Genomic DNA, 26,433 nt, shown 5'->3' with positions numbered 1-26,433 from the left:
TTTGTGTGGCGGCGGATCAGCTCCAGCGGCCGGTGCGTCCCAACAGCAGCGCGGTGGCCGCGGTACCCGCCGTGGAGGTGCGCAGGACGGTCGGGCCGAGGCGGTAGGGCCGGGCGCCCGCGTCGGCGAACGCGGCCAGCTCATCGGGCGCCACTCCGCCCTCGGGGCCGACGACGAGCACGATGCTGCCGGTGGCCGGCAGCGCGGCGGTGGCCAGCGGGGCGCTGCCCTCCTCGTGCAGTACGGCGGCGAGGTCCGCCTGCGCGAGCAGCTCCGCGACCTGCCGGGTCGTGCAGGGCTCCGCGACCTCGGGGAAGGCCAGCCGGCGGGACTGCTTACCGGCCTCGCGGGCCGTGGCCCGCCACTTCGCCAGCGACTTCGCGGCCCGCTCGCCCTTCCACTGGGTGACACAACGCGACGCCGACCAGGGGACGATGGCGTCCACGCCGGTCTCCGTCATGGTCTCCACGGCCAGTTCACCGCGGTCACCCTTGGGCAGCGCCTGCACGACGGTGATCCGCACCGCGGGCTCCGGCTCACGGCGCAGCTCGGTCACCGCGACCGTCAGCCGGTCCTTGCCCTCGACGGCGGCGACCGTGCCCCCGGCACCCGACCCGGCGCCGTCCGTCAGCACGACCTCCTCGCCGACCCGCAGCCGCCGCACCGATACCGCGTGCCGCCCCTCGGGGCCCGTCAGCGTCAGCGTGCCGCCGGTCCGCACGTCCGCGAGGGACTCCACCAGAAAGACCGGGGCCGTCATGCCGCGTCCCCCGCGCCGTCCCGGTCCAACCCGCCGCGCGCCGCGTCCAGTTCGGACATCAGCAGCTCCACCAGCTCGCCGGCCGGCAGCTCGCGCGCCATCCGGTGGCCCTGCCCGGCCCACAGTGCCATGCCCTGCGCGTCCCCCGCCTTCGCGGCGGCCTTGCGCAGCCCCGAGGTGAGCTGGTGGACGGCCGGGTAGGCGGCCGGCGCGTACGGTCCGTGCTCCCGCAGGAAGCGGTTGGCCAGACCACGGGCCGGACGGCCGGTGAACGCCCGGGTCAGCTCGGTGCGGGTGAACAGCGGATTGGTCAGCGCCCGCTTGTGCAGCTCGTGCGCGCCGGACTCCGGGGTGATCAGGAAGGCGGTGCCGAGCTGCACCAGGGTGGCGCCCGCGGTCAGCGCGGCGGCGATCTGCGCCCCGCGCATCAGCCCGCCCGCCGCGATGACGGGAATCTGCACGGCCTCGCGGACCTGCGCGATCAGCGAGAGCAGCCCGATACCTGCGCCGGTACCGTCGGCCTGCGGGTCGTCGCGGTGGGTGCCCTGGTGGCCGCCGGCCTCGATGCCCTGGACACAGACCGCGTCCGCGCCCGACCACTGCGCGGCCTGCGCCTCGGCGGGGGTGGTGACGGTGACGATGGTGTACGTGCCGACCGCGGCGAAGGCGTCCAGCACGGCGCGCGAGGGGCAGCCGAAGACGAAGGAGACGACCGGCACCGGGTCCTCGCGCAGAATCGCCAGCTTGGCCTCGAAGCCGTCGTCGGAGCCGCCGCACGCGTCGACCTCGCCGAGCGGCGTCTCGTACCAGGTGGCCTCACCGGCGAGCTGGTCGCGGTAGACGTCGACGGCCGCGGTGTCGGCGAGCGGCGGCTGCGGCATGAAGAGGTTCACGCCGAAGGGCCTGCCGGTCAGCCCGCGCAGCCGTTTGATCTCCTGGTACATGCCGTCGGCGGTTTTGTAGCCGGCGGCGAGGAATCCGAGGCCGCCGGCGTCACTGACGGCGGCGGCCAGCTCAGGCCGGGAGATGCCGCCGGCCATCGGGGCCTGCACGATCGGATGGCGGCAGAAATCGGTCAGCGCGGTGGACATGACCACATCGTGCCACGCCCACCGCGCCGCTCCGCACCGGGTCGGGCACACACCGTGCCCCGACCCCACGAGCCGTTGGCCCACCGCCTGTTGGCTGTGCCTGTCCGGGGGCGACCCCCGGACCCCCGGCACACGTACCTACCGCCCGTTGAACGCATCCTTCAGGCGCGAGAAGAGCCCCTGCTGCCCCGGTTGAAACTGGCCCGTGGGGCGCTCTTCACCACGGAGCTTGGCCAGCCGCCGCAGCAGCTCTTCCTGCTCGGCGTCGAGCTTGGAGGGTGTCAGCACCTCGACGTGGACGATCAGGTCGCCACGGCCGCCGCCGCGCAGGTGCGTCACACCCCGCTGGTGCAGCGGGATCGACTGGCCGGACTGGGTACCGGGCCGTACGTCGATCTCCTCCATCCCGTCCAGCGTCTCCAGCGGACACTTGGTGCCCAGGGACGCCGCGGTCATCGGGATGGTGACCGTGCAGTGCAGGTCGTCACCGCGCCGCTGGAAGACGGAGTGGGCCAGCTCGTGGATCTCGACGTAGAGGTCACCGGCCGGGCCGCCGCCGGGGCCGACCTCGCCCTCGCCCGCGAGCTGGATCCGGGTGCCGTTGTCGACACCCGCCGGGATCTTCACGGTGAGGGTGCGGCGCGAGCGGATCCGCCCGTCGCCCGCACACTCGGGGCACGGCGTCGGCACGACCGTGCCGAAGCCCTGGCACTGCGGGCACGGCCTGGACGTCATGACCTGGCCGAGGAAGGAGCGGGTGACCTGCGAGACCTCACCGCGACCGCGGCACATGTCGCAGGTCTGCGCCGAGGTACCGGGCGCCGCGCCCTCGCCGGTGCACGTGGTGCACACGATGGCGGTGTCGACCTGGATGTCCTTGGTCGTGCCGAAGGCCGCTTCGTTCAGCTCGATGTCGAGCCGGATCATCGCGTCCTGGCCGCGCCGGGTCCGCGAGCGCGGGCCGCGCTGCGAGGAGGCACCGAAGAACGCGTCCATGATGTCGGAGAAGTTGCCGAAGCCCGCGCCGAAGCCGCCGGCCCCGCCACCGCCGCCCGCCTGCGAGAGCGGGTCGCCGCCGAGGTCGTAGACCTGCTTCTTCTGCGGGTCCGACAGCACCTCGTAAGCGGCGTTGATCTCCTTGAACCGCTCCTGGGTCTTCGGATCCGGGTTCACATCCGGGTGCAGCTCACGGGCCAGCCGCCGGAAAGCCTTCTTGATCTGGTCCTGCGAGGCGTCGCGGCTGACACCGAGGACCGTGTAATAGTCCGTGGCCACTTACGACTCCGCCAGGATCTGTCCGACGTAACGTGCCACTGCGCGTACCGCTCCCATCGTTCCGGGGTAGTCCATGCGGGTCGGTCCGACCACGCCGAGTTTGGCGACTGCCTCGTCGCCCGAACCGTAGCCGACCGCGACCACCGATGTGGCCGCCAGCCCTTCGTGGGCATTCTCATGCCCGATACGTACGGTCATGCCCGAGTCTTTGGCCTCCCCGAGCAGCTTGAGCAGCACCACGTGCTCCTCAAGGGCTTCCAGCACCGGCCGGATGGTCAGTGGGAAATCGTGCCCGAAGCGCGTGAGATTGGCGGTCCCGCCGATCACCAGACGCTCCTCGGTCTCCTCCACCAAAGTCTCCAGCAGCACCGAGAGCACCGTCGAGACGGTACCGCGGTCCTCCTGCTCGAAGGAGTCCGGAAGATCCTGCACCAATTGCGGCACATCCGCGAACCGGCGGCCCACCACCCGGCTGTTGAGCCGGGCCCGCAGATCGGCGAGGGACGCCTCACCGAACGGCGCCTGGCAGTCGATCAGCCGCTGCTCGACCCGCCCGGTGTCCGTGATCAGGACGAGCATCAGCCGCGCGGGCGCCAGCGACAGCAGCTCCACGTGCCGGACCGTCGACCGGGTCAGCGAGGGGTACTGCACGACCGCGACCTGCCGGGTCAGCTGCGCGAGCAGCCGGACCGTGCGGCCCACCACGTCGTCGAGGTCGACCGCGCCGTCCAGGAAGTTCTGGATGGCCCGGCGCTCCGGGCTGGACAGCGGCTTGACGCCGGCCAGCTTGTCGACGAACAGGCGGTAGCCCTTGTCGGTGGGGATCCGGCCCGCGCTGGTGTGCGGCTGGGCGATGAACCCCTCGTCCTCCAGGAAAGCCATGTCGTTGCGGACCGTCGCCGGGGAGACGCCCAGCTGATGGCGCTCGGTCAGCGCCTTCGAGCCGACCGGCTCCTCGGTGCCGACGTAGTCCTGGACGATGGCACGCAGCACCTCAAGCCTGCGTTCACTGAGCATGGCGCACACCTCCAGTCCTGCCGTCCGGGCCGCCGCGTCCGCCTGGCACTCACCCGGGTCGAGTGCCAAACACCGCTCCAGTGTACGGCCGGGTAGCACGGCCGGGGCAAGGGCGCCCGCCCGGAACACCGACCGTGGCCCCTGATCCGCCGGGCAACGCTATCGCGATACCGATAGCGTCTCGGCATGCGCACGACTTGGGAAGAGGCCGGGTGGGAACGGCTCGGTGAGCACATCGCCAGACGCCGGATGCCGGGCTGGGACGAGACCGTCGGCGTCATCGCGGGGACCGAAGGCGTCCTGCTCGTGGACACCGGCGCGACCCTGCGCGACGGCGCCGCGCTGCGCCGCTCCGTCCGCGCGGTGCTCGGCCGCGACGTGACACATCTCGCGCTGACCCATCCGCACTTCGACCACGTCCTGGGCGCCGCCGCCTTCGCCGGGGTGCAGGTGTTCGCCGCGGCGGGGATGGACGAGCTGCTGGCGCGCGGCGGCGACGCCCTGCGGCTCGACGCGGTGCGGCACGGCGTCGACCCGGACGCGGCGGCGGACGCCGCCGACCTGCTGGTGCGCCCGCACCATCTCGTGCACGGCGAGCTGACCGTGGACCTCGGCGGCCGGCAGGTGCTGCTCGCCAACGTCGGCCCCGGCCACACCGCGCACGACCTGGCGGTACTCGCCGCCGACCGGCCCGGCGCCCCCGAAGTCGTCTTCTGCGGCGACCTGGTCGAGGAGTCCGGCGAACCGTCCGCGGGACCGGACGCGCTGGTGCGGCAGTGGCCCGCCGCCCTGGACCGGCTGCTGGCCCTGGGCGGCGATGACGCGGTGTACGTACCGGGGCACGGCGCTGTCGTGGATGCCCGTTTCGTCCGTGAGCAGCGCAACACGCTCGCCGCCCGTTTCGGCGTGTCCCCCGCCTGACCGGCGCCGCCCCCGTATCTTCCGCACCGCCCGCCGCGATGCCGGTACCTCCGCACCGCCCTCCCGTGCCCACCGGGCGCCCCGCGCCTTCGTCACAGAACAGGTCCGCAGACCCCATGCAGAGCAAGCGCTACAGCTCCGACCTCACCCCGCCCTGGAAGAAGCAGCGCCCCGCCCCCGAGGTGCCGGCCGACCCCGATCTGGTGGTCGAGGAGGTCACCACGGGCTTCTGCGGCGCGGTGATCCGCTGCGAGAAGTCGGCGCAGGGCCCGACGGTCACCCTGGAGGACCGCTTCGGCAAGCACCGCGTCTTCCCGATGGAGCCGCGCGGCTTCCTCCTGGAGGGCAAGGTCGTCACTCTCGTACGGCCCGCGGGCCGCCCCGCGCCGAGCGCGCCGGCCCGTACGGCGTCCGGCTCGGTCGCGGTCCCCGGCGCCCGCGCCCGGGTCGCGCGGGCCGGCCGCATCTATGTGGAGGGGCGGCACGACGCGGAGCTGGTGGAGCGGGTGTGGGGCGACGATCTGCGCATCGAGGGGGTCGTCGTGGAGTACCTGGAGGGCATCGACGACCTCCCGGCGATCGTCCGTTCCTTCTCCCCCGGCCCCGACGCCAGGCTCGGCGTCCTCGTCGACCATCTCGTGCCCGGCTCGAAGGAGTCCCGGATCGCGGCCGAGGTGACCGGTGAGCATGCGCTGGTGGTCGGCCATCCGTACATCGACGTGTGGGAGGCGGTGAAGCCGTCGTCCGTCGGCATCCCCGGCTGGCCGTCCGTGCCGCGCGGCCAGGACTGGAAGACGGGGGTCTGCCGGGCCTTGGGCTGGCCGGAGAACACCGGCGCGGCATGGCAGCGGATCCTGTCCGGCGTCCGCTCCTACCGCGACCTCGAACCCGCGCTCCTCGGGCGGGTGGAGGAGCTGATCGACTTCGTTACGGGCGGCGGTGACGCTTGACCGGGGGGAGGGTCTCGAACTCCGTGGTGTCCAGCTCGACGCCGAGCGGTTCCAGCGGCACCGGCCGGCCGAACTTCGTGGCCACGTCCACCTCGTAGTCAGCCTCCGGGCCGCTTCCCGACGGCTTGCTGAGCAGGACGCACTGGGCCTCCATGGGGTCGATGATCAGGTACAGGGGAACCCCGCCCGCTGCGTAGAGAGCACGCTTCTCGCCGTAGTCACGATCGACGCTGCTCTTCGACACGACCTCCACGAGGAGCGTCACCGCCGCCACGGGAACGAGGCGTCCCGGCCCCTCGAACGCGCCGCGTTCGAGCACGACGAGGTCGGGCTGAGGCTCGCTGGCCTCCTGTGGAATGGCGATGTCCTGTGTCTGCTTGCGGTGCCACCGGGCCCGCGGGATCTGGTCCACCACCCGCTCGATGATGTCGTTGTGGACCCAGTCGGGCCCGGCCATCATCACAATGTCCCCCCACAGGAGTTCCGCCTTGTAACCCTCGGGAACCTCCAGGTTCTCGAAGATTTCGGTGGCGTCGGTCGTCATCCGTTCATCCACAGCGGTCATCTCCGTGGCCCTCCACATCACGCCGCGTGCATTTAGCGGCAGCCCAGGGAGAGCGTAGGCGGGGGCGCAGCGCACCCGCATCGGTTCACTCGTCCGAGTCCTGACGCCTCCTAGTCCACCAGATCCCGCACCACCGCGTCGGCCAGCAGCCGCCCGCGGAGCGTCAGGACGGCCCGGCCTGCTTCGTACGGGGCCGCCTCCAGCAGGCCGTCGGCGAGCGCGCGGGCGGCGGCGCGGGCGCCCTGCGGGGCGAGCAGGTCCAGCGGGCAGCCGTCGGAGAGCCGCAGTTCCAGGAGGATGCGTTCGACGCGGCGGTCCTCGGCGGCGAGCACCTCGCGCCCGGCGCCCGGGGAGCGGCCTTCGGCGAGTGCCTGGGCGTAGGCGCCGGGGTGCTTGACGTTCCACCAGCGGACGCCGCCGACGTGGCTGTGGGCGCCGGGGCCCGCGCCCCACCAGTCGGCGCCGGTCCAGTACAGCTCGTTGTGGCGGCAGCGGGCGGCGTCCGTGGTGGCCCAGTTGGAGACCTCGTACCAGCGGAAGCCGGCCGCGGCGAGGCGTTCGTCGGCGATCAGGTAGCGGTCGGCGTGCACGTCGTCGTCGGTCATCGGGACCTCGCCGCGGCGGATCCGGCGGGCCAGCTGGGTGCCTTCCTCGACGATCAGGGCGTACGCGGAGACGTGGTCGGGTCCTGCGGCGAGCGCGGCGTCCAGGGTGGCGCGCCAGTCGTCGTCGCTCTCGCCCGGGGTGCCGTAGATCAGGTCGAGGTTGACGTGCTCGAAACCGGCCGCGCGGGCCTCCGCGACGCATGCCTCGGGGCGTCCGGGGGTGTGCGTGCGGTCGAGGATCTTCAGGACGTGCTGCCGGGCGCTCTGCATGCCGAAGGAGACGCGGTTGAAGCCGCCGTCGCGCAGCTCGGCGAGGTAGCGCGGGTCGACGGATTCCGGGTTGGCCTCGGTGGTGATCTCGGCGTGCGGGGCGAGGCCGAATTCCTCGCGGATGGCGGCGAGCATCTTGGCGAGGTCGGCGGCGGGCAGCAGGGTCGGGGTGCCGCCGCCGACGAAGACCGTCTCGACCCGGCGCGGGTCGTCGCCCAGCACCTTGCGGGCCAGCCGGATCTCCTCGACGACGTGGTCGGCGTAGTTGTCGCGGGAGGCCAGGGCGCCGCCTGAGCCGCGCAGCTCGCTCGCGGTGTAGGTGTTGAAGTCGCAGTATCCGCAGCGGGTCGCGCAGTACGGCACGTGCAGGTAGAAGCCGAGGGGACGGTCGGCGGCGGTGGCCAGCGCGTGGCCGGGCAGCGCCCCGTCATCGGGCATCGGCTCACCGTCGGGCAGTGCGGAAGGCATGGGGTCCATTGTCCGTCATGCGCGGGCGGGGTCGTTCCCGTCGGCCCGGGGCCGCCGTCGCGTACCGGCTCCGGGAGCCCGGCCCGATCCCGTACGACAGGCTCTACGGCGTGCCGTCCGCCGCCGCCTGGAGGACGAGAAGGGCCAGGTCGTCGTCGGGCGGGGTCGGTGAGAAGCCGTGGACGGTGCGGCGGATGCGTTCGGCGACGGCGCTCGCGTCCAGGCCCGCGCAGGCGGCCAGGGCGGTGGCCAGGCCGTCATCGTCGTCGAACTGGTTGCGGCCCGAGCGGCGCTCGGTGACGCCGTCGGTGACGCACAGCAGCGTCTCGCCCGGGGCGAGGTCGAAGGACTCGCTCTCGTACGTCGCGTCGCCGACCACCCCCAGCAGCATCTGCGGCGCGGCGACGACGCGCACCTCGCCGTCGGTGCCCAGCACCAGCGGCAGTGGGTGGCCCGCGCTGGCGAGGGTGCAGCGGGCGCCGCCGGTGCCGCCGGGGCGGGGCACGATCTCGCCGTAGAGGAGGGAGAGGAAGCGGGCCTGTTCGCCCTCGTCGCGGATCTCGACCGGGGTCTGGGCACCGGCTTCGGCGGCGACGGCGGCGGCCACCGCGGCGACGGAGTCGGCCGCCTCCCTGGCCATGGTCTTGTTGAGCCGGTCCAGCACCTCGGCGACGCCGAAGCCGTCGCGGGCCAGCAGCCGCAGCACCGGCCTGGCCAGTCCGGTGACCGCCGCCGCCTCCGGGCCGCTGCCGCAGACGTCGCCCAGGGCGAAGCACCAGCGGCCGTCGCCCGCGTCGAAGAGGTCCCAGAAGTCGCCGCCGGCCCAGGCGCCGGCGCGCGGTTCGTAGACCACCGCCGATGCGACGCCGGGGACCTGCGCGCGGCCGTGGGGCAGCAGCCGGCGCTGGAGCACCTGGCTGATGCGCTCCTGTGTGCTGTAGGCGCGTGCGGTGGCCACCGCGCGGGCGACCCGGCGGCAGAGGTCCTCGACCAGGCCGGTAAGGGCGGCGGGGAACGGCAGCGGTCCGGCCCGGCCGATCAGGACCGTGCCCAGCCGGCGTCCGCCGCTGACCAGCGGGCAGGCCAGGGCGGCGCCGCCGGAGCCGTAGCCGCTCGGTTCGCCCGGCCACGGCCAGGGGACGGCCGAGCCTTCGGTGCCGCGGTCGGCGGCCGGTGGCGGTGCCTTCTCCAGGACGAGCCGCAGGGCGTCGATCCGGCTCTCGCAGGAGTGCCACACGCCGGACAGCCGCGGCGGCCCGTCGCACCCCGGGGCGCCGGGTACCGGCCCGCCCGCTTCGCCGTCGTACAGCCACACCGCGCACCAGTCGGCGAGCCGGGGGACGGTCAACTGGGCGGCGAGTGAGGCGACTTGATCGGCGTCGAGGTGGCCGGAGAGCAGGTCGGACGCCTCGGCGAGGAAGGTCGGGGCGCCGTGGGTGAGCCAGTCGGCTGCGGGCCTCGGCGGGGCGCCGTAGGCCGCGCCGTAGCCGTATCCGTAGGCGTACGGGGCGTCGGGGTACGGGGCGTCGGTCCTGGCGCCGTCGGTGTCGTAGCGGTCGGTGTCGTAAGGGGCGGGTTCGTAGCGGTCGGCGCCGTAGGGGGCGGTCTCGTAGCGGTCGGTGGCGCAGCGGACCGGCTGGCCGCCCGGGGCGTCCGGGGCGAGGCGGGCCGCGGGGACGTGGCCGGTCAGCGGGGTGCCCGCCGCCCGGGGGCCGGATGCCGGGCCGCCGGTCTCCTGGCCTTCGGACGCGGCGCCCGGGGTGAGCCGGAACCATACGGTCTTCATCGCGCCGCGGTAGGTGATGCCCCAGGATTCGGCGACCGCGCCGACCAGTTGCAGGCCGTGGCCCGCCCCGTCGGGCAGCCCGGAGTGGCGGTGGCCGCGTACCGGGCGGGTGGGGTGGTGGTCGGACACCTCGACGACGAGGCCGCCGGCGCCGGGGGACGCGCCGTCGGGTGCGGCGTCCGCTTCGAGGCGGCAGTGCAGTTCCACGTCGGTGCCCGCGTGCACAACGGCGTTCGTGACCAACTCGCTGACCAGCAATAAGGCTTCCTCCGCCAGCCGGTCGGTGAGCGCTTCGGCGCCCGGCAGACGCTGCGCCTTCCAGTCGGAGAGCGTGCCGCGGACGAACCGGCGGGCGTCGGACGCGGCGCGCGGCGTGCCGGGCAGCGCGGCGCTGCGGGAGCCCGTGCCGTCACGGCCGGTGCCGGTCGCGGTGGCGCCCACCGCTTCGGTGTCCCGCTGGAATCCAGTTGCAGTCGCAGTAGTCGTCCTCATTCAGCAACTCCCGAGCAGCTCCGCCATCTCGCCGAATGCACCACCGACAGAGTGACAGACCGAGCGCAGGCATAAGCACCGAGTCACCGAAGAAGGTGGTCAAGTGGGGTGCTCCGTCGTTGCGGACGGTGAAGATGTATGGACAACCGGGGGGAGCGCGGCGGCACGGCACGCGCCCGCGCACGGCAGCGCGGGGCGGCGCGGAACGACGCCGGGGTGGCTCCCCGACGACCGCGGCGTCACTACCGCCACTGCCGTCCCGTCCGCCCCACGCCGTCCCGCACCGCCCCGCCCTGGAATCCGCGCACCGGGATCGGTCCGCGCCGGGCCCCGGCCGCTGTGCCCGCGTCCCCTCGCGCCCCGTGCGCTCCGTTACGCCTCGCGCCTCCCGCTACGCCTCGCGCGTCCCGGCGTACATCTCGTCCAGCAGGTCCTTGAACGCCCGCTCCACGACCGGCCGTTTGACCTTGAGGCTGGGGGTGACCTCGCCGTGCTCGATGTCCAGATCGCGCGGCAGCAGCCGGAACTTGCGGATCTGCTGCCAGCGCTGGAGCCCTTCGTTGACCCGCTCGACATAGCCGTCGATCAGCTCGCGGACCTGGTCGGTGGCGACGAGGTCCGCGTACGCCCTGCCCTTGAGGCCGTGTTCCTCCGCCCAGACCATGAGGGTCGGTTCGTCGAGCGCGATCAGCGCGGTGCAGAAGTTCCGGTTGGCGCCGTGCACCAGGACGTTGGAGACGAACGGGCAGACCGCCTTGAACTGCCCCTCGACCTCGGCGGGGGCGATGTACTTCCCGCCGGACGTCTTGATCAGGTCCTTCTTGCGGTCGGTGATCCGCAGGAAGCCGTCGGCCGACAGCTCGCCGATGTCGCCGGTGTGGAACCAGCCGTCGGACTCCAGGACTTCGGCGGTCTTCTCCGGCAGGCCGTGATAGCCCTGCATGATGCCGGGGCCGCGCAGCAGGATCTCGCCGTCCTCCGCGATCCGCACCTCGGTGCCGGGCAGCGGCTTGCCGACCGTCCCGGTGCGGTACGCCTCGCCGGGGTTGACGAAGCTGGCGGCGCTGGACTCCGTCAGGCCGTAGCCCTCCAGGATGTGGATGCCGGCGCCGGCGAAGAAGTAGCCGATCTCCGGCGAGAGGGCGGCGGAGCCGGAGACCGCGGCGCGCAGCCGGCCGCCGAAAGCGTCCCGCAGCTTTGCGTAGACGAGGGTGTCGGCGGCCTTGTGCTTGGCGGCGAGCCCGAACGGCACCGAGGCGTTGCCGGTGCGCCGGAAGTTCTCCTGCGAGACCTTGGCGTACTCGCGGGCCACCCCGGCCGCCCACTGGAAGATCTTGTACTTCGCGCCGCCGCCCTCTCTGGCCTTGGCCGCGACGCCGTTGTAGACCTTCTCGAAGATCCGCGGGACCGCCGCCATGTACGTGGGCCGCACCACCGGCAGGTTCTCGATGATCTTGTCGACCCGGCCGTCGACGGCGATCACGTGCCCGACCGTGATCTGGCCCGCGGTGAGCACCTTGCCGAAGACGTGCGCGAGCGGCAGCCAGAGGTACTGCACGTCGTCATCGGTGACCATGCCGGTGGCCTGGATGGCGCGTGCCATGTACGACCAGCAGTCGTGCGCGAGACGTACACCCTTGGGGCGGCCGGTGGTGCCCGAGGTGTAGATGAGGGTGGCGAGCTGGTCGGCGCGCAGGGCGGCGACCCGCTCGGTGACGCAGTCGGGGTTGTCCTCCAGGTGGGCGGCGCCGCGCTTCTCCAGGTCGGCGAGGGAGAGCACCCAGCCCTCCGGATCGCCGTCGGCGGGCTGCGCGTCCGCCTCGTCGATGACCACGACGTGGGCGAGGTCGGGCAGTTCGGCGCGCTTCTCACGGGCCTTGGCGAGCTGCGCGGCGTCCTCCGCGATCAGCACCCGGCTCCCGGAATCGGCGAGGATGTACGCGGTCTCGTCCGCGTTGGTGCTGGGGTAGACCGTGGTGGTCGCGGCGCCGGAACACAGCACGCCGAGGTCGGCGATGATCCATTCGACGCGGGTGGCGGCGGCCAGCGCCACCCGCTCCTCGGGCCGTACGCCGAGCGCGATCAGGCCCGCCGCCGTAGCAAGCACCCGCTGGGCGGCATCGCCCCAGGTCAGCGACTTCCAGTCGTCCGGCCCCTGCCCCGAGGCGGGCGGCACGGGATAGCGATACGCCTCCTTGTCGGGGGTCGCCGCGACCCGCTCCAGGAAAAGGCTCGCCACCGAAGGCGGCCGGTTGTCGATCAGCGTGTGGGTGTCCGTCACGGCATCCTCCGGGGCCCGCTTCATTGCTGGTGACTCGCGAGTAACCTTTGAGCAGTGATCAGAGTAGGCCCCGTTGCGCCGCCACGTAAGGGGCTTGGGCCCACCGGTTCACGTGGCGCTCCCGCCGTGCGTGCAGGGTGCACGCGACCGGTCACACGGCGCGGCGCCGGCACACCTCCGGACCCGCGCGCCAAGCGGATCCCGCACCCTGGGCCACCTGCCGCACCCCGGGGACGGCAAGGGCGCCGGCCCCTGAGGGACCGGCGCCCTGCCCGGTTACCTGACCGGGCGCCCCCGGAGAGAACGGCGCTCCCGGAGGCCGTCCGAAAGCCTCTCCCCCGGGGTCACTTCTTCGACTTGTCCCCGTCGGAGTCCGAGGACAGCACCGCGATGAATGCCTCCTGGGGCACCTCCACGCTGCCGACCATCTTCATCCGCTTCTTGCCTTCCTTCTGCTTCTCCAGCAGCTTCCGCTTACGGGAGATGTCACCGCCGTAGCACTTGGCGAGGACGTCCTTGCGGATCGCGCGGACCGTCTCACGGGCGATGACCCGGCTGCCGATGGCGGCCTGGATCGGCACCTCGAAGCCCTGCCGCGGGATCAGCTCGCGCAGCTTGGCGACCAGCCGCACACCGTAGGCGTACGCCTTGTCCTTGTGGCAGATCGCGGAGAACGCGTCGACCTTGTCGCCGTGCAGCAGGATGTCGACCTTCACCAGGTCGGCGATCTGCTCGCCGGTGGGCTCGTAGTCCAGCGAGGCGTAGCCACGGGTCTTGGACTTGAGCTGGTCGAAGAAGTCGAAGACGACCTCGGCGAGCGGCAGGGTGTAGCGGATCTCGACGCGGTCCTCGGAGAGGTAGTCCATGCCGAGCAGCGTGCCGCGGCGGTTCTGGCACAGCTCCATGATCGCGCCGATGAACTCGCTCGGCGCCAGGACCGTGGCCCGCACGACCGGCTCGTGCACCTTGTCGATCTTGCCCGTGGGGAACTCGCTGGGGTTGGTCACCTCGTGCTCGGTGCCGTCCTCCATGTCCACCTGGTAGACCACGTTGGGCGCGGTGGCGATCAGTTCGAGGCCGAACTCGCGCTCCAGGCGCTCGCGGATGACCTCCAGGTGCAGCAGGCCGAGGAAGCCCACGCGGAAGCCGAAGCCGAGCGCCGCCGATGTCTCCGGCTCGTAGACCAGCGCGGCGTCGTTGAGCTGGAGCTTGTCCAGCGCCTCGCGCAGCTCCGGGTAGTCCGATCCGTCCAGCGGGTAGAGCCCGGAGAACACCATCGGCTTGGGGTCCTTGTAGCCACCGAGCGCCTCGGTCGCCCCCTTGCTGAGCTGCGTGATGGTGTCGCCGACCTTGGACTGGCGGACGTCCTTCACACCGGTGATCAGATAGCCCACCTCGCCCACGGACAGGCCGTCGGCGGCCTTCATCTCGGGCGAGTTGGTGCCGATCTCCAGCAGTTCGTGGGCGGCGCCGGTGGACATCATCCGGATGCGCTCACGCTTGTTGAGCGTGCCGTCGACGACCTTCACGTAGGTCACCACGCCGCGGTAGGCGTCGTAGACCGAGTCGAAGATCATCGCGCGGGCGGGCGAATCCTTGACGCCGACCGGGGCCGGCACCTCGCGGACCACCTTGTCCAGCAGCTCGGGCACGCCGACGCCGGTCTTGGCGGAGACCCGCAGCACGTCGTCGGGGTCGCAGCCGACGAGGTTCGCCAGCTCGGCGGCGAACTTCTCGGGCTGCGCGGCCGGCAGGTCGATCTTGTTGAGGACCGGGATGATCGTGAGGTCGTTCTCCATCGCCAGGTAGAGGTTGGCGAGGGTCTGCGCCTCGATCCCCTGGGCGGCGTCGACGAGGAGGATGCAGCCCTCGCACGCGGCGAGCGAGCGGGAGACCTCGTAGGTGAAGTCGACGTGGCCAGGGGTGTCGATCATGTTGAGGATGTGGGTCGTCCCACTCTTCTCCTCGCCCTCGGAAGGCGACCAGGGAAGTCGCACCGCCTGGGACTTGATCGTGATGCCGCGCTCGCGCTCGATGTCCATGCGGTCGAGGTACTGCGCGCGCATCTGCCGCTGGTCGACGACACCGGTGATCTGGAGCATCCGGTCGGCGAGCGTCGACTTGCCGTGGTCGATGTGCGCGATGATGCAGAAGTTACGGAGGAGGGCCGGGTCGGTACGGCTCGGCTCCGGCACGTTCGTAGGGGTCGCGGGCACGCAGGGTCCATTCAGTGAACGCGGGTAGGCGGGACTCGGGTGTGACGTCCTCCCCATCGTCCCATGAGCGGCGCCGTCGGTCCGTTTTGGGCGGTGCTCCCGGGCGACCACGGCCCGGATTGGGATGCCGTGGGCGTGGCTGGTAGCCTGGTCCACTGCGCTTCGTGCCCTCTCAAAGTGCGCGGCGCAACTCGAAACTCCAACGAACCTGAAAAGGCTCTTTCGTGGCGAACATCAAGTCCCAGATGAAGCGGATCAAGACCAACGAGAAGGCTCGTCAGCGCAACAAGGCTGTCAAGTCCACTCTGAAGACCGCGATCCGTCGCACCCGCGAGGCCGTGGAGGCCGGTGACCTGCAGAAGGCCACCGCCGCCCAGGCCGCCGCTGCCAAGACGCTCGACAAGGCCGTCAGCAAGGGTGTCATCCACAAGAACGCCGCCGCCAACAAGAAGTCGGCGCTGGCCAAGAAGGTCGCCGGCCTCAAGGGCTGAACGATCTCCGTCTGACCTTGCAACACCCCGCCGTCGGGGATCCAGCGGCCCCTCTCTCCGCTCCCTGAACGGTGCACCACCGCGCCGCACACGGCCTGCGTTCGCCACGCGGGTGCGGCGCCCCCGGCTCGACCGGCGACTTCCGCCGGACGACCCGAAGACTGACAAGAAGCCCCGCCATCGCCCTTCCCCAGGGCCGGCGGGGTTTTTTGCGTGGTCTGGGGGGATCCGAACCGTCCCTATCCGCAGCCTCAGCCGCAGCCGTATGGTCAGGCGGTAGCCGTAGCCGGCCGGTGCCTGCGGCGGGGGCTGCTGCGCATACGGGTACTGCTGGGCCGACTCCGGATTGCGGGGGGGGCGCGGCATCCGCGATCCGGGCCTCGGTGATGTTCGCCACCGGCAGCTTCGGCAGCTCGGAGCCCAGCAGCCCGCCCAGCACGGGCGAGATCGCCGACATGCTAAAGGGCGGTGACCGGGGGACGTTGGGGAAGCTGCGGGGGTAGCTGGGTAGCTGTCCGGCTTCGTTCGGCCTCGGACTCGGACTCGCCAGCTGGTTCAGCGGGAGCGGGCCGCGCGGGCGATGGCCACCACGGCCTTCTCCAGGGCGTATTCGGGGTCGTCGCCGCCGCCCTTGACACCCGCGTCGGCGGCGGCGACAGCCAGCAGCGCCGTCGCCACGCCATCCGCCGACCAGCCGCGCATCTGCTGCCGCACCCGGTCGATCTTCCACGGCGGCATGCCCAGATCGCGGGCGAGGTCGCCGGGGCGCGCGCCGCGCGGGGCGGATGCCAGCTTGCCGATGGCGCGGACGCCCTGGGCCAGCGCGCTGGTGATCATGACGGGGGCGACGCCCGTCGACATCGCCCAGCGCAACGCCTCCAGCGCCTCGGCCGCACGCCCCTCGACCGCACGGTCCGCGACGGTGAAGCTCGACGCCTCCGCCCGGCCGGTGTAGTAGCGCGCCACGATCGCCTCGTCGATCGTGCCCTCGATGTCGGCGGTCAGCTGCGAACAGGCCGAGGCCAGCTCGCGCAGATCGCTTCCGATGGCGTCGACCAGCGCCTGGCATGCCTCCGGCGTCGCCGAACGTCCCACCGCGCGGAACTCGCCCCGGACGAACGACAGCCGGTCGGCCGGCTTCGTCATCTTGGGGCAGGCCACCTCGCGCGCCCCTGCCTTGCGGGCCGCGTCGAGCAGCCCCTTGCCCTTGGCGCCGCCCGCGTGCAGCAGGACGAGGGTGATCTCCTCCGCCGGGGATCCGAGATAGCCCTTGACGTCCTTGATCGAATCCGCCGACAGGTCCTGGGAGTTGCGCACCACCACGACCTTGCGCTCGGCGAACAGCGAAGGGCTGGTCAGCTCGGCGAGGGTGCCCGGCTGGAGCTGATCGGAGCTGAGGTCGCGCACATCGGTGTCCTCGTCCGCGGCGCGGGCAGCCTTCACCACCTGCTGCACGGCACGGTCGAGCAGCAGGTCTTCCTGGCCCACCGCGAGCGTGACGGGGGCGAGCGGATCGTCGTTTGCAGTCTTCCTGGCCATCGCGCTCCAGCATCCCACGCCCCACTGACAATCCCGTCCGTGCGGGCGGAAGGCCGGCCGCTCGTACGGGCCGAGTCCCACCCGCTCCGGTGCCCGCCCCGCCGCCCGCCGTTCCGTTGCCGGACAATGGTCCGGTGAACGATGCACGACACGTACTGGTACTGCCCGACCGCGACGCCGCGGAGGAGGTGGCCGAGACCCTGACCGAGCAATTCGGTCTCGTCGATGAACCGCAGCTCGTACGCGACGCCCTGGCCGGCGAGGTCGACGCCGAGGACGCCCAGTGGCTGGTGGTCGTCGAGGATCCCGACGGCGCGTACGACCCGCACCGGCTGGACGGCATCGCGGCGGAGCACGACGGCTGGCGCGAGGCCCAGTAACGGCTTGCCAGGGCTGCCGCCCGTCGGACGCGGGTGATGCGCCGACGTCGACGTGCCGCCGAGGTACGGGAGCGGCGCCGGGATGTGCGGCGGCCCCGGACCGTTGCGAACAGCTGGTTTCGCGTGCCCAGCACGGCGACCGCGCCGTCCGTATCGGTACGCAGCACCTTGGCCCCCAGCCGCCGCAGCGCGTCGACGGTACGGGGCGCCGGATGGCCGTAGGAGTTGTCGGCACCCACGGAGATCACCGCGAGCCGTGGCGCCAGCCGACGCATCAACTCGGGGTCCTGATGGGCCGAACCGTGATGGGCCACCTTGAGGACGTCGACCCCGGACAGCTCCGGGTGTCCCGTCAACAGCGCCTGCTGAGCGGGGGGTTCGAGGTCGCCGAGGAGCAGCAGGGTCAGCCCCGCGCTGTGGACGAGCAGCGTCACGCTGGCGTCGTTGGGTCCGTCCGGCGCGCCACCGGAACCGTCCGCGGGCGGCCAGAGGACGTCCCAGGCGAGAGGGCCCAGCCGACGCCGCTCCCCCGCTGCCGCACGGGTCACCGGCACCCCGGCCGCCGCGGCGGTGCGCCGGACGAACTCGGCCTGCTCCGGGGGGTCCTGGAGCGTCGTCGTCTCGATCAGCCCGACCGAGCGGCCGTGCAGCACCCCGGGCAGGCCGTCGACGTGGTCGGCATGGAAGTGCGTCAGCACGATCACGGGAATGCGGCGGACACCGAGGTCGGTCAGGCACCGGTCGATGGCGCGGGGTTCGGGGCCCGTATCCACCACCAGGGCCGTGCCGTCACCGGCCGCGAGTACGAGCCCGTCGCCCTGCCCGACGTCGCAGGCCACCGCCCGCCATCCCGGTGGCGGCCAGCCCGTCAGGACGCGGGTCAGCGGCGCCGGCCGCCACACCACCAGGATCAGGGCCAGCGCGCACAGGACACACAGCCACCGGCGGCGCAGCATCCGGCGGCCCACCGCCACCAGGACGAGGGTGGCCGCGGCGAGCGCCAGGCCGCCCGCCCAGCCGCCCGGCCAGCCGAACTCCGCGCCCGGCAGGGCGGCCCCGGTGCGCGCCACCCCGGCGATCCAGCCGGCCGGCCAGCCCGCGCACCACGCCAGGGCCTGGGCGGCCGGAGGTACGAGCGGGGCGGCGGCGAGGGCGGCGAAGCCCAGGACGGTCGCCGGGGCGACGGCCAGTTCGGCGAGCAGATTGCACGGCACGGCGAGCAGGCCGACCCGGGCCGCGAGTACCGCGACGACGGGGGCGCAGACCGCTTGGGCGGCGGCAGCGGCGGCGATCACCTCGGCGATCCTGGGCGGCACCCGGCGCCGCTGGAGCGCCGCACTCCAGCGCGGGGCGAGCAGCAGCAGCGCTCCGGTGGCCAGGACGGAGAGCAGGAAGCCGTAACTGCGCGCCAGCCACGGGTCGTAGAGGATCAGCAGCAGGACGGCGGCGCCGAGTGCGGGCAGCAGGGAGCGGCGGCGTCCGGTCCCGATCGCCAGCAGGGTGATCAGCCCGCAGGCCGCCGCGCGCAGCACGCTGGGGTCGGGCCGGCACACCACCACGAAGGCGAGGGCGAGTGCGCCGCCGATAACGGCGGTACCGCGCAGGGACAGTCCGATGCGGGGCGCCAGACCGCGGCGTTCGGCTCGTGAGGCGAGGTGCGGCGGGCCGATCAGCAGGGCGAGCACGATCGTCAGGTTGCTGCCGGATACGGCAAGCAGATGCGTCAGGTCCGTGGCACGGAACGCGTCGTCGAGATCCGGCGGCACCCGCGAGGTGTCCCCCACGACGAGGCCGGGCAACAGGGCGCGGGCATCGGGCGACAGGCCGTCGGTGGCGTCCCGGAGCCCGGCCCGCAGGCTGCCCGCCATCCGCTGGAGCGCCGACGGCTCGGCCACCCGACGGGGCGGTGTGTCGGCGGAGACCCGCAGTACGGCGGCGATCCGCCCGTCCGGTGGCGTCGGCGGGGCGGCACGGGCCGCGACCCGGATACGCGTCGAGGGCAACAGGCCGAGCCATCGGCCGCGCTGCGCCGCCGCGGAATCCTGCCCGCCGTGCTTTTCCGCATGCTGCTGCTGTGCGATGACCAGGGCAGGGGTGTGGGTGGCCGTCACCGAGCCGTCCGGTCCGGTGATGCGCACGACGTCCGCGATGAACACCAGGGACGGCGGCATGCGTGAGGAGCCATGTGCCTTGGGCCGGGTCATCCGCGGGTCTTCGGTCACCTCCAGCTCCACGGTGAGATGCGCATAGCGCTGCGCCCAGGAGGGCAGCGGCCCGCGCCGCGCGTCCGCCGCGTGCAGCGCCGCGGACACCGCGCCCGCCACCGCGCACAGCAGCACCGCCGCCGCGGCCACCAGCGACCCGGCTGACCACAGGCGCGGGGCGTGGCTCCGACGTCCCGGCGGTGTGGGCACGGCCCCCGGGGCGGGCTCCGAAGCGGCCTCGGCCCTGCGCCGTACCGCGGCCCGGCGCAGGGCCACCGCGGCGAGGGCGGCGGCCGCCACGCAGGAGTACGCCACCGCCGCACCGGGCGCCCCCAAGGCAAGCGCCGCCGCGACCCAGGCGGCCAGCGCCGGGGCGACGATACGCAGGTCGGCCGGTCCCTCCTGGCGCGGGTCCGAGGCGCCGTGGGGCGAGGCCGCCGCCGCGTGCACCGTGGTGCGCTCGGTGGTCATGGCTGGACCAAGGGGCGCAGGTCGGCGAAGCGACGTTCGCCGATACCGGTCACCTCGCGCAGTTGGTCCACCGATCTGAACCCACCGTGCCGGGTACGGAATTCGATGATGTGCCGGGCCAGTACGGGCCCCACTCCGGGCAACGCGTCGAGCTGCTGCTCGGTGGCCGAGCCGAGGCTGACCGGCTGCCCCGGCGCCCCTGGGCCGCCGCCCGACGCGCCCGCTTCGCCCGGCGGCCCGTTCGCGGCCTCCTCGGCCGTCGCTCCGCCACCGGCCGCCCCCGCACCGGCCCCACCGACGACGATCTGCTCCCCGTCGGCCAGCAGCCGCGCGCGGTTCAGCCCCTGGGTGCTCGCCCCGCGCAGCACACCGCCCGCCGCGTCCAGCGCGTCGGTCACCCGCGCCCCGGCCGGCAGACGGTGAATTCCCGGGTGCCTGACCTTCCCCTCCACATCGATCACCAGCTGCTTCCCAGGGCCATCGGCCGCCCCCGGCGAGGCCGATGCGGCCGATGCGGCCGACCCGGTCGAGGACGCACCGGAGGGCGGCAGGCCGGACGAGGGCGACGGCACGGACACGGCGTGCTCGGCCGCCGGAGCGCGCACCGGCTCGGGACCTGCGGCCCAGAAGTGCTGGACGGCGAGGACCACGGCCACGACCAGCACGAGCGCCAGCGCGGCCAGCGCCTTCGGATCGGTGGCGCAACGTAACTGCACCCACAGCGGCAGCCGTTCCCGCACCGCCAGCCGCGCCCGCTCCCAACGCCCCGGCCCCGTTTCACCTGTCCCAGCGCCCGGCCTCGCCCCCGCGCCCGGCCTCCCCTCCGTCTCTGCAACGGCGCCCACACCGGCACCACCGCCCACCCCCGGCCCAGCCGTCTCCCGTCCCACCACGTCCCGCCCTCCCTTTCGCTGCCCGACCGGCTCGTCCTGTGGCCGCTCGACAGACGGCGGATCGCGACGCCGCCGGGCATACGGACCACGAGGAGCCGGGAGCGGGGAACGGAAACGGGGACGGGAACGGACAGGAGAACGGCGGCGGAGACGATCTTGAGGAGAGGCTTGGGGACGGACTCGGAGCGGGGCTTGGGGACGGACTTGGGGCAGGGCTTGGAGCGAGGCTTGAGGCGGGACTTGAGGCAGGTCTCCGCCCGCATCCCCCTCCGGCGGACCGCTGAAGAGCGCCTCCGCTCTCGCCCGGATCAGAGCCGCGGTCTCGGCCCGGCGCGCAGCCGCGGCCCGGTGGCCGGGCCGCCCCCGCGCCGGTGACCGCACGTGGCGGGAACGGTCTGGACGCCTGCCGCGCTCGGGCTCGTGCGCCTCGGTGTCGGGGGCCGCGTCCAGCTCCGGGCCCGACCTCATGATTACGGACGGTGATTGAGTGCTCATGCCGACCGACGGTAGGCACTCCGCGCCGATCGCGCTGAGCAGGCTCAATTCCCGTGGATAACTGCCCTGTTGTGGATAACTACGTCACCCGAAGGGGAGCGTCCGCCCGTACAACCCGCTGAAAACGGACACACGCGGCACGCCCTCACCGAGGCGAGATCACTGCCCCCAGCAGCCCCGGCCCGGTGTGCGCGCCGATCACCGCGCCGACCTCGCTGACATGGAGTTCACGCAGGCCAGGCACCCTCTCCCGCAGGCGGTCGGCGAGGGCTTCCGCGCGTTCCGCCGCCGCGAGGTGGTGGACGGCGATGTCGACCTCGCCCTGGCCCGCGCGCTCCGCCGCGATCTCCTCCAGCCGTGCGATGGCCTTCGAAGCCGTCCGGACCTTTTCGAGGAGTTCGATGCGGCCTTCGGCCAGTTGCAGGATCGGCTTGACGGCGAGCGCGGAGCCGAGCAGCGCCTGAGCCGTACCGATCCGGCCACCGCGCCGGAGGTAGTCGAGGGTGTCGACGTAGAAATAGGCGGAGGTCCCGGCGGCGCGCTTCTCCGCCGCGGCGACCGCTTCGTCGGCGTCCCCGCCGGCCTCGGCGGTCTCCGCTGCGGCCAGGGCGCAGAACCCGAGTGCCATCGCGACCATGCCGGTGTCCACGACCCTTACGGGTACCGGCGCTTCCTTCGCGGCGAGGACCGCCGCGTCGTAGGTCCCGGAGAACTCCGAGGAGAGGTGGAGCGAGACGATGGCGGAGGCGCCGGACGCGGCGACCTTGCGGTAGGTGTCGGCGAAGGTGCTCGGGCTGGGCCGCGACGTCGTCACCGGCCCGCGCTTCTGAAGGGCTTGGGCGACGGATCTCGCCGAGATCTCGGTGCCCTCTTCCAGGGCCTGGTCCCCCAGGACGACGGTCAGCGGGACGGCCGTGATGCGGTGGCGCTCCAGTGCCACCGGCGGCAGGTAGGCCGTGGAATCGGTGACGATGGCGACATGGCGGGACATGACTGGGAGGCTATCCGGGGAGCCCGGCACCCGACAGTGCGGCCCCACTCAAGATCTTCCCGGTTCGGTAAGGGCTGTGCCAAGCGCCGCTCGCCACCGTCAGGTCGTGCCCTCGCCGTGCGGGGCCTTCTGCCACGGGTAGGACGGCCTGGCGCGCGGATCCCTGGCCGTTATCGCCTGGGGTTCGCCCGTCTCGGGGCCGCCCCAGGAGTACCCGTCACCGCCTGCTGCCCCGGAGGCGCCGCCGCTCCCGGATGCGGCCTGCCGGCCGGCAGTTGCGTCCCCGTCCGGTGCCGTACCGGTCGCCGGTTCCCTGGTCCAGTGCCGCAGCGCGCCCGCCTCGACGTCGATCTGGTCGTTCAGCGCGGCCAGGTCGTCGTCGGAGAACTTCCGCGCACGGTCCAGCGCCGCCCAGCGCAGCGAATCGGCGGACCGGGTGATGCGCTCGGTGCGCTCCCGCAGCTCCGGCATCCGGGCTGAGGTGGCGGCCCGGTCGGGCTCGCGCTCCAGCCGCCTCAGCTCGTCGTCCAGTTCGTGGCCGTGCGCGCTGAGCCGTTCGAAGAGGCCGAGCGCCTCGCTGAGCGAGGCGTCTTCGGTCACACCGCCGCGCAGGGCGTCCTGGGTGGCGCGCATCGAGGTCCGCAGCGACAGCCGGAGCTGTGCCAGCTCGCCGGCGACTCCGGGCTGGGCGAGCTTCCTCGCCCGCAGACCGGTGTCCTCCACGCTTCTCCGGGCCTGCGCGACCGTGCGGTCCACGCCGCGCTTGGTCGCCTGTACGGCCTTGACCGTCACGAACACTCCGGCGGCGACGAAGAGCAGGAAGAGCAGCCCGATGATGGCGATCGCGGCTTCCATGGACTCCCCCAGAGGATTCGGCGGCGCCGGTTCGGTAGCCCGCGCCCTGTCCCTCAACGGTAAACGGCTCGGGCAGGTCAGGGGTTCCATCGGAACCCCCAACCTGCCCGTAGGGGAAAGCACCCATGTCCCGCCCGGAACGACCTGATCACCCGCCCGGAGCGCCCCGATCACCCGCCCGAAGCGGCCGTCAGACGCCCCATGACGACACCGCCGCAGGGCCTGAGCCAATCGACTCCTGCCCTGCGGCGGCACCGTGCGGACACCCCGCCGACCGAGGTCAGGCAGGCACGATGTTGACCAGCTTCGGCGCCCGGACGATCACCTTCCGGATGCCCGCGCCGCCCAGTGCGGCGACCACCGCGGGCTCGGCCAGCGCCGCCGCCTCCAGGTCGGCGTCAGAGATCGACGGGGCGACCTCCAGCCGGGCCTTGACCTTGCCCTTGATCTGCACCACGCAGGTCACGGTCTCGTCCACGACATACGCCGGGTCGGCCACCGGGAAGTCCGCGTGCACCACGGTGTCGGTGTGGCCCAGCTTGCGCCACAGCTCCTCAGCGATGTGCGGGGCCAGCGGGGCGACCAGCAGCACCAGGCGCTCCGCGACCGTGCGCGACACCGGCCCCGCCGCCTTGGTCAGGTGGTTGTTCAGCTCGGTGACCTTGGCGATCGCGGTGTTGAACCGCAGGTTCGCCATGTCCTGGGCGACACCGTCGATGGCCTTGTGCAGGGCCCGCAGGGTCGCCTCGTCCGGCTCCGTGTCGACGACGGTGACCTCGCCCGTCGCCTCGTCCACGACGTTGCGCCACAGGCGCTGCAGCAGGCGGTACTGGCCGACGACCGCCCGGGTGTCCCAGGGGCGGGACACATCCAGCGGGCCCATCGCCATCTCGTACAGGCGCAGCGTGTCGGCGCCGTACTCGGCGCAGATCTCGTCCGGTGTGACGGCGTTCTTCAGGGACTTGCCCATCTTGCCCAGGACGCGGCTGACCTTCTCGCCCTGGTAGTAGTACGCGCCGTCGCGCTCCTCGACCTCGGCCGCCGGGACGGCGATGCCGCGGCTGTCCCGGTAGACGAACGCCTGGATCATGCCCTGGTTGTACAGCTTGTGGAACGGCTCGGACGACGAGATGTGCCCGAGGTCGTGCAGCATCTTGGACCAGAAGCGGGCGTACAGCAGGTGCAGCACGGCGTGCTCCGCGCCGCCGACGTACAGGTCGACGCCGCCGGACGGCTGCCCCTCGCGCGGGCCCATCCAGTACTGCTCGATGCCCGGGTCGACCATGGCGTCGGCGTTGGACGGGTCCAGGTAGCGCATCTCGTACCAGCACGAACCGGCCCAGTTGGGCATGGTGTTGGTCTCGCGGCGGTAGCGCTTGACGCCGTTGCCGTCGCCCAGGTCCAGCTCGACGTTGACCCAGTCCTCGTTGCGGGACAGCGGGGTCTCCGGGCGGGTGTCCGCGTCGTCCGGGTCGAAGGTGCGCGGGGAGTAGTCCTCGACCTCCGGCAGCTCCAGGGGCAGCATCGACGCGGGCAGCGCGTGCGCGACGCCGTCCTCGTCGTAGACGATCGGGAACGGCTCGCCCCAGTAGCGCTGACGGCTGAACAGCCAGTCGCGCAGCCGGAAGTTGACGGTGCCCTCGCCGATGCCGCGGTCCGCCAGCCACTCGGTGATCTTCGCCTTGGCATCGACGACACCCAGGCCGTCCAGGGAGATCTCCGCACCGGAGGAGTTGACCAGCTTCGCGTCGTACGAGGCGAAGGCGTCGTCCCAGGTCGCGGTGTCGGTGCCACGGTCGTCCGACGGCTGGACGACGCAGCGCATGGGCAGCTCGAAGGCGCGCGCGAAGGCGAAGTCACGGCTGTCGTGCGCCGGGACGGCCATGATCGCGCCGGTGCCGTAGCCCATCAGGACGTAGTCGGCGATGAAGACCGGGACCTGTGCGCCGCTGACCGGGTTGGTGGCGAACGCGCCGGTGAAGACACCGGTCTTGTCCTTGGCCTCGGCCTGCCGCTCGACGTCCGACTTGGCCGCGGCCTGCTTGCGGTACGCGGCGACGGCGTCGCCCGGGGTTGCGTGGCCACCGGTCCACACCTCGTGGGTGCCATCGGGCCAGGCGGCCGGGACGATGGAGCCGTCGCCGTTGCCCGCCACCAGCTCGTGCTCCGGGGCCAGCACCATGTAGGTGGCGCCGAACAGGGTGTCCTGGCGGGTGGTGAAGACGGTGATCTTGTTGTCGCCGACCGGGAAGTCGACGCGGGCGCCCTCGGAGCGGCCGATCCAGTTGCGCTGCTGGAGCTTGATGGCCTCGGGCCAGTCCAGCGCGTCCAGGTCGTCCAGCAGGCGGTCCGCGTAGGCGGTGATCCGCATGTTCCACTGGCGCAGCTTGGACTTGAAGACGGGGAAGTTGCCGCGCTCGGAGCGCCCCTCGGCGGTGACCTCCTCGTTCGCCAGCACGGTGCCCAGGCCGGGGCACCAGTTGACAGGCGCGTCGGAGGCGTAGGCCAGCCGGTACTCGCCCAGGACGCCGGCCTTCTCGACCGCGTCCAGCGCGCTCCAGGGGCGGCCGTCGGGCGTCGGGCGGGTGCCGGCCTCGAACTGCGCGACCAGGGTGTCGATCGACCGCGCGGCGTCCGCCTCCGGGTCGTACCAGGAGTTGAAGATCTGGAGGAAGATCCACTGGGTCCACTTGTAGTACGCCGGGTCGATCGTCTCGACCGACCGGCGCTGGTCGTGGCCCAGGCCCAGGCGGCGCAGCTGGCGCCGCATGTTGACGATGTTGGCCTCGGTGGAGACCCGCGGGTGGGTGCCGGTCTGCACGGCGTACTGCTCGGCGGGCAGGCCGAAGGCGTCGAAGCCCAGGGTGTGCAGGACGTTGTGGCCCGTCATGCGCTGGTGGCGGGCGTAGACGTCGGTGGCGATGAAGCCCAGCGGGTGGCCGACGTGCAGGCCCGCACCCGAGGGGTACGGGAACATGTCCATGACGAACTTCTTGGGCCGGGCCACCAGCGCGGGGTCGCCTGCCAGGTCGCCGCTCGGGTTCGGGGCCTCGTAGGTCCCGTCCGACTCCCAGAAGTCCTGCCAGCGTGCCTCGATGTCGGCGGCCAGCGCGGCCGTGTAGCGGTGCGGCGCTGCCACCTCGGCGGGGGGACCGCCCGCGCCCTCAGCAGCGGGGGAGGTAGTCGTCTCGCTCATCGTCCTCAAAGCTCCATCGATCGTCATCTGCCTGCGGCGGCTGCGGACACGGATTCTGCGGAAACAAAAATGCCCCTCGCACAGGAGGGGATGCCGCGCCGATGCCGACCCGGGCGGCCACAGCGAATGGCCCGGTCGGAACTGATCAGCGCGGCCCGCTAAGCAGAAGGCGTACGGCACGCATGGCGCCAGGGTACCGCAGGGGGCACAGGGCCCGCGCC

Annotated in this window: 18 protein-coding genes and 1 pseudogene; 4 read left to right on the top strand and 15 right to left on the bottom strand. The window is 72.6% G+C overall.

Annotation, left to right across the window (positions count from 1 at the left end; all coding sequences use genetic code 11):
• Nucleotides 1–16: 16 nt before the first annotated feature.
• From ACIBK8_RS05325 to hrcA, 4 genes are all read right to left on the bottom strand, one after another.
• The gene (locus tag ACIBK8_RS05325; protein WP_399040189.1) at nt 17–760 is read right to left on the bottom strand and encodes a 16S rRNA (uracil(1498)-N(3))-methyltransferase; all 744 of its coding nucleotides are present in this window, start codon (nt 758–760) and stop codon (nt 17–19) included.
• Nucleotides 757–1,851, bottom strand: a complete 1,095-nt coding sequence (locus tag ACIBK8_RS05320; protein WP_399040187.1) for a nitronate monooxygenase — start codon at nt 1,849–1,851, stop codon at nt 757–759. Before ACIBK8_RS05320 ends, ACIBK8_RS05325 begins: the two co-directional genes overlap by 4 nt.
• Nucleotides 1,852–1,989: 138 nt before the next feature.
• On the bottom strand, nt 1,990–3,126 hold the full coding sequence (dnaJ, locus tag ACIBK8_RS05315; RefSeq protein ID WP_393680218.1) for a molecular chaperone DnaJ: 1,137 nt from the start codon (nt 3,124–3,126) through the stop codon (nt 1,990–1,992).
• The gene (hrcA, locus tag ACIBK8_RS05310; RefSeq protein ID WP_393680352.1) at nt 3,127–4,143 is read right to left on the bottom strand and encodes a heat-inducible transcriptional repressor HrcA; all 1,017 of its coding nucleotides are present in this window, start codon (nt 4,141–4,143) and stop codon (nt 3,127–3,129) included.
• A gap of 186 nt (nt 4,144–4,329) precedes the next feature.
• On the opposite strand from hrcA, the gene ACIBK8_RS05305 reads away from it, so the two are divergent.
• Complete coding sequence (locus ACIBK8_RS05305) at nt 4,330–5,064, top strand: MBL fold metallo-hydrolase (protein ID WP_399040186.1); 735 nt, start codon at nt 4,330–4,332, stop codon at nt 5,062–5,064.
• 116 nt (nt 5,065–5,180) lie between these two features.
• Nucleotides 5,181–6,014: a DUF3097 domain-containing protein gene (locus ACIBK8_RS05300; protein WP_399040184.1), complete on the top strand. Its 834-nt coding sequence runs from the start codon at nt 5,181–5,183 to the stop codon at nt 6,012–6,014.
• On the opposite strand, the gene ACIBK8_RS05295 is transcribed toward ACIBK8_RS05300, so the two are convergent.
• From ACIBK8_RS05295 to lepA, 5 genes are all read right to left on the bottom strand, one after another.
• The gene (locus ACIBK8_RS05295) at nt 5,992–6,579 is read right to left on the bottom strand and encodes a Uma2 family endonuclease (RefSeq protein WP_399040183.1); all 588 of its coding nucleotides are present in this window, start codon (nt 6,577–6,579) and stop codon (nt 5,992–5,994) included. The genes ACIBK8_RS05300 and ACIBK8_RS05295 overlap by 23 nt on opposite strands.
• Before the next feature lie 110 nt (nt 6,580–6,689).
• The gene (gene hemW / locus ACIBK8_RS05290) at nt 6,690–7,922 is read right to left on the bottom strand and encodes a radical SAM family heme chaperone HemW (protein WP_399040182.1); all 1,233 of its coding nucleotides are present in this window, start codon (nt 7,920–7,922) and stop codon (nt 6,690–6,692) included.
• Nucleotides 7,923–8,025: 103 nt separating this feature from the next.
• Complete coding sequence (locus tag ACIBK8_RS05285; protein WP_399040181.1) at nt 8,026–10,200, bottom strand: SpoIIE family protein phosphatase; 2,175 nt, start codon at nt 10,198–10,200, stop codon at nt 8,026–8,028.
• A gap of 391 nt (nt 10,201–10,591) precedes the next feature.
• Complete coding sequence (locus ACIBK8_RS05280) at nt 10,592–12,481, bottom strand: AMP-dependent synthetase/ligase (protein ID WP_399040180.1); 1,890 nt, start codon at nt 12,479–12,481, stop codon at nt 10,592–10,594.
• Between the two features lie 344 nt (nt 12,482–12,825).
• Nucleotides 12,826–14,697, bottom strand: coding sequence for a translation elongation factor 4 (gene lepA, locus ACIBK8_RS05275; protein ID WP_399040178.1), 1,872 nt, complete (start codon nt 14,695–14,697; stop codon nt 12,826–12,828).
• A gap of 224 nt (nt 14,698–14,921) precedes the next feature.
• On the opposite strand from lepA, the gene rpsT reads away from it, so the two are divergent.
• Nucleotides 14,922–15,188, top strand: coding sequence for a 30S ribosomal protein S20 (gene rpsT / locus ACIBK8_RS05270; protein ID WP_393680231.1), 267 nt, complete (start codon nt 14,922–14,924; stop codon nt 15,186–15,188).
• 555 nt (nt 15,189–15,743) lie between these two features.
• Here rpsT and holA read toward each other — a convergent pair.
• On the bottom strand, nt 15,744–16,727 hold the full coding sequence (gene holA, locus ACIBK8_RS05265) for a DNA polymerase III subunit delta (RefSeq protein WP_227044989.1): 984 nt from the start codon (nt 16,725–16,727) through the stop codon (nt 15,744–15,746).
• Nucleotides 16,728–16,861: 134 nt separating this feature from the next.
• Between holA and ACIBK8_RS05260 the strand changes: the two genes are divergently transcribed.
• Nucleotides 16,862–17,107 (top strand): hypothetical protein, encoded by a 246-nt coding sequence (locus ACIBK8_RS05260; RefSeq protein WP_399040175.1) that lies wholly within the window; start codon nt 16,862–16,864, stop codon nt 17,105–17,107.
• A gap of 95 nt (nt 17,108–17,202) precedes the next feature.
• Here the strand turns inward: ACIBK8_RS05260 and ACIBK8_RS05255 are convergent.
• The 5 genes and pseudogenes from ACIBK8_RS05255 to ACIBK8_RS05235 all read right to left on the bottom strand — a co-directional run.
• Nucleotides 17,203–19,782, bottom strand: a pseudogene (locus tag ACIBK8_RS05255) (ComEC/Rec2 family competence protein); the annotation flags it as partial.
• Nucleotides 19,779–20,522 carry a helix-hairpin-helix domain-containing protein gene (locus ACIBK8_RS05250; RefSeq protein ID WP_399040174.1) on the bottom strand — a complete coding sequence of 248 codons (744 nt, stop codon included), beginning with the start codon at nt 20,520–20,522 and terminating at the stop codon, nt 19,779–19,781. The gene ACIBK8_RS05250 and the pseudogene ACIBK8_RS05255, both read right to left, overlap by 4 nt.
• Before the next feature lie 793 nt (nt 20,523–21,315).
• Nucleotides 21,316–22,161, bottom strand: a complete 846-nt coding sequence (locus ACIBK8_RS05245; protein WP_393680238.1) for a DegV family protein — start codon at nt 22,159–22,161, stop codon at nt 21,316–21,318.
• 99 nt (nt 22,162–22,260) lie between these two features.
• Complete coding sequence (locus ACIBK8_RS05240; protein WP_399040173.1) at nt 22,261–23,016, bottom strand: hypothetical protein; 756 nt, start codon at nt 23,014–23,016, stop codon at nt 22,261–22,263.
• A gap of 280 nt (nt 23,017–23,296) precedes the next feature.
• Complete coding sequence (locus ACIBK8_RS05235; RefSeq protein WP_399040171.1) at nt 23,297–26,212, bottom strand: leucine--tRNA ligase; 2,916 nt, start codon at nt 26,210–26,212, stop codon at nt 23,297–23,299.
• Nucleotides 26,213–26,433 lie beyond the last annotated feature (221 nt).

This window comes from Streptomyces sp. NPDC050161 (assembly GCF_044460025.1).
Classification (GTDB): Bacteria; Actinomycetota; Actinomycetes; order Streptomycetales; family Streptomycetaceae; genus Streptomyces.
This window is presented reverse-complemented; position numbering and strand designations above follow the sequence as displayed.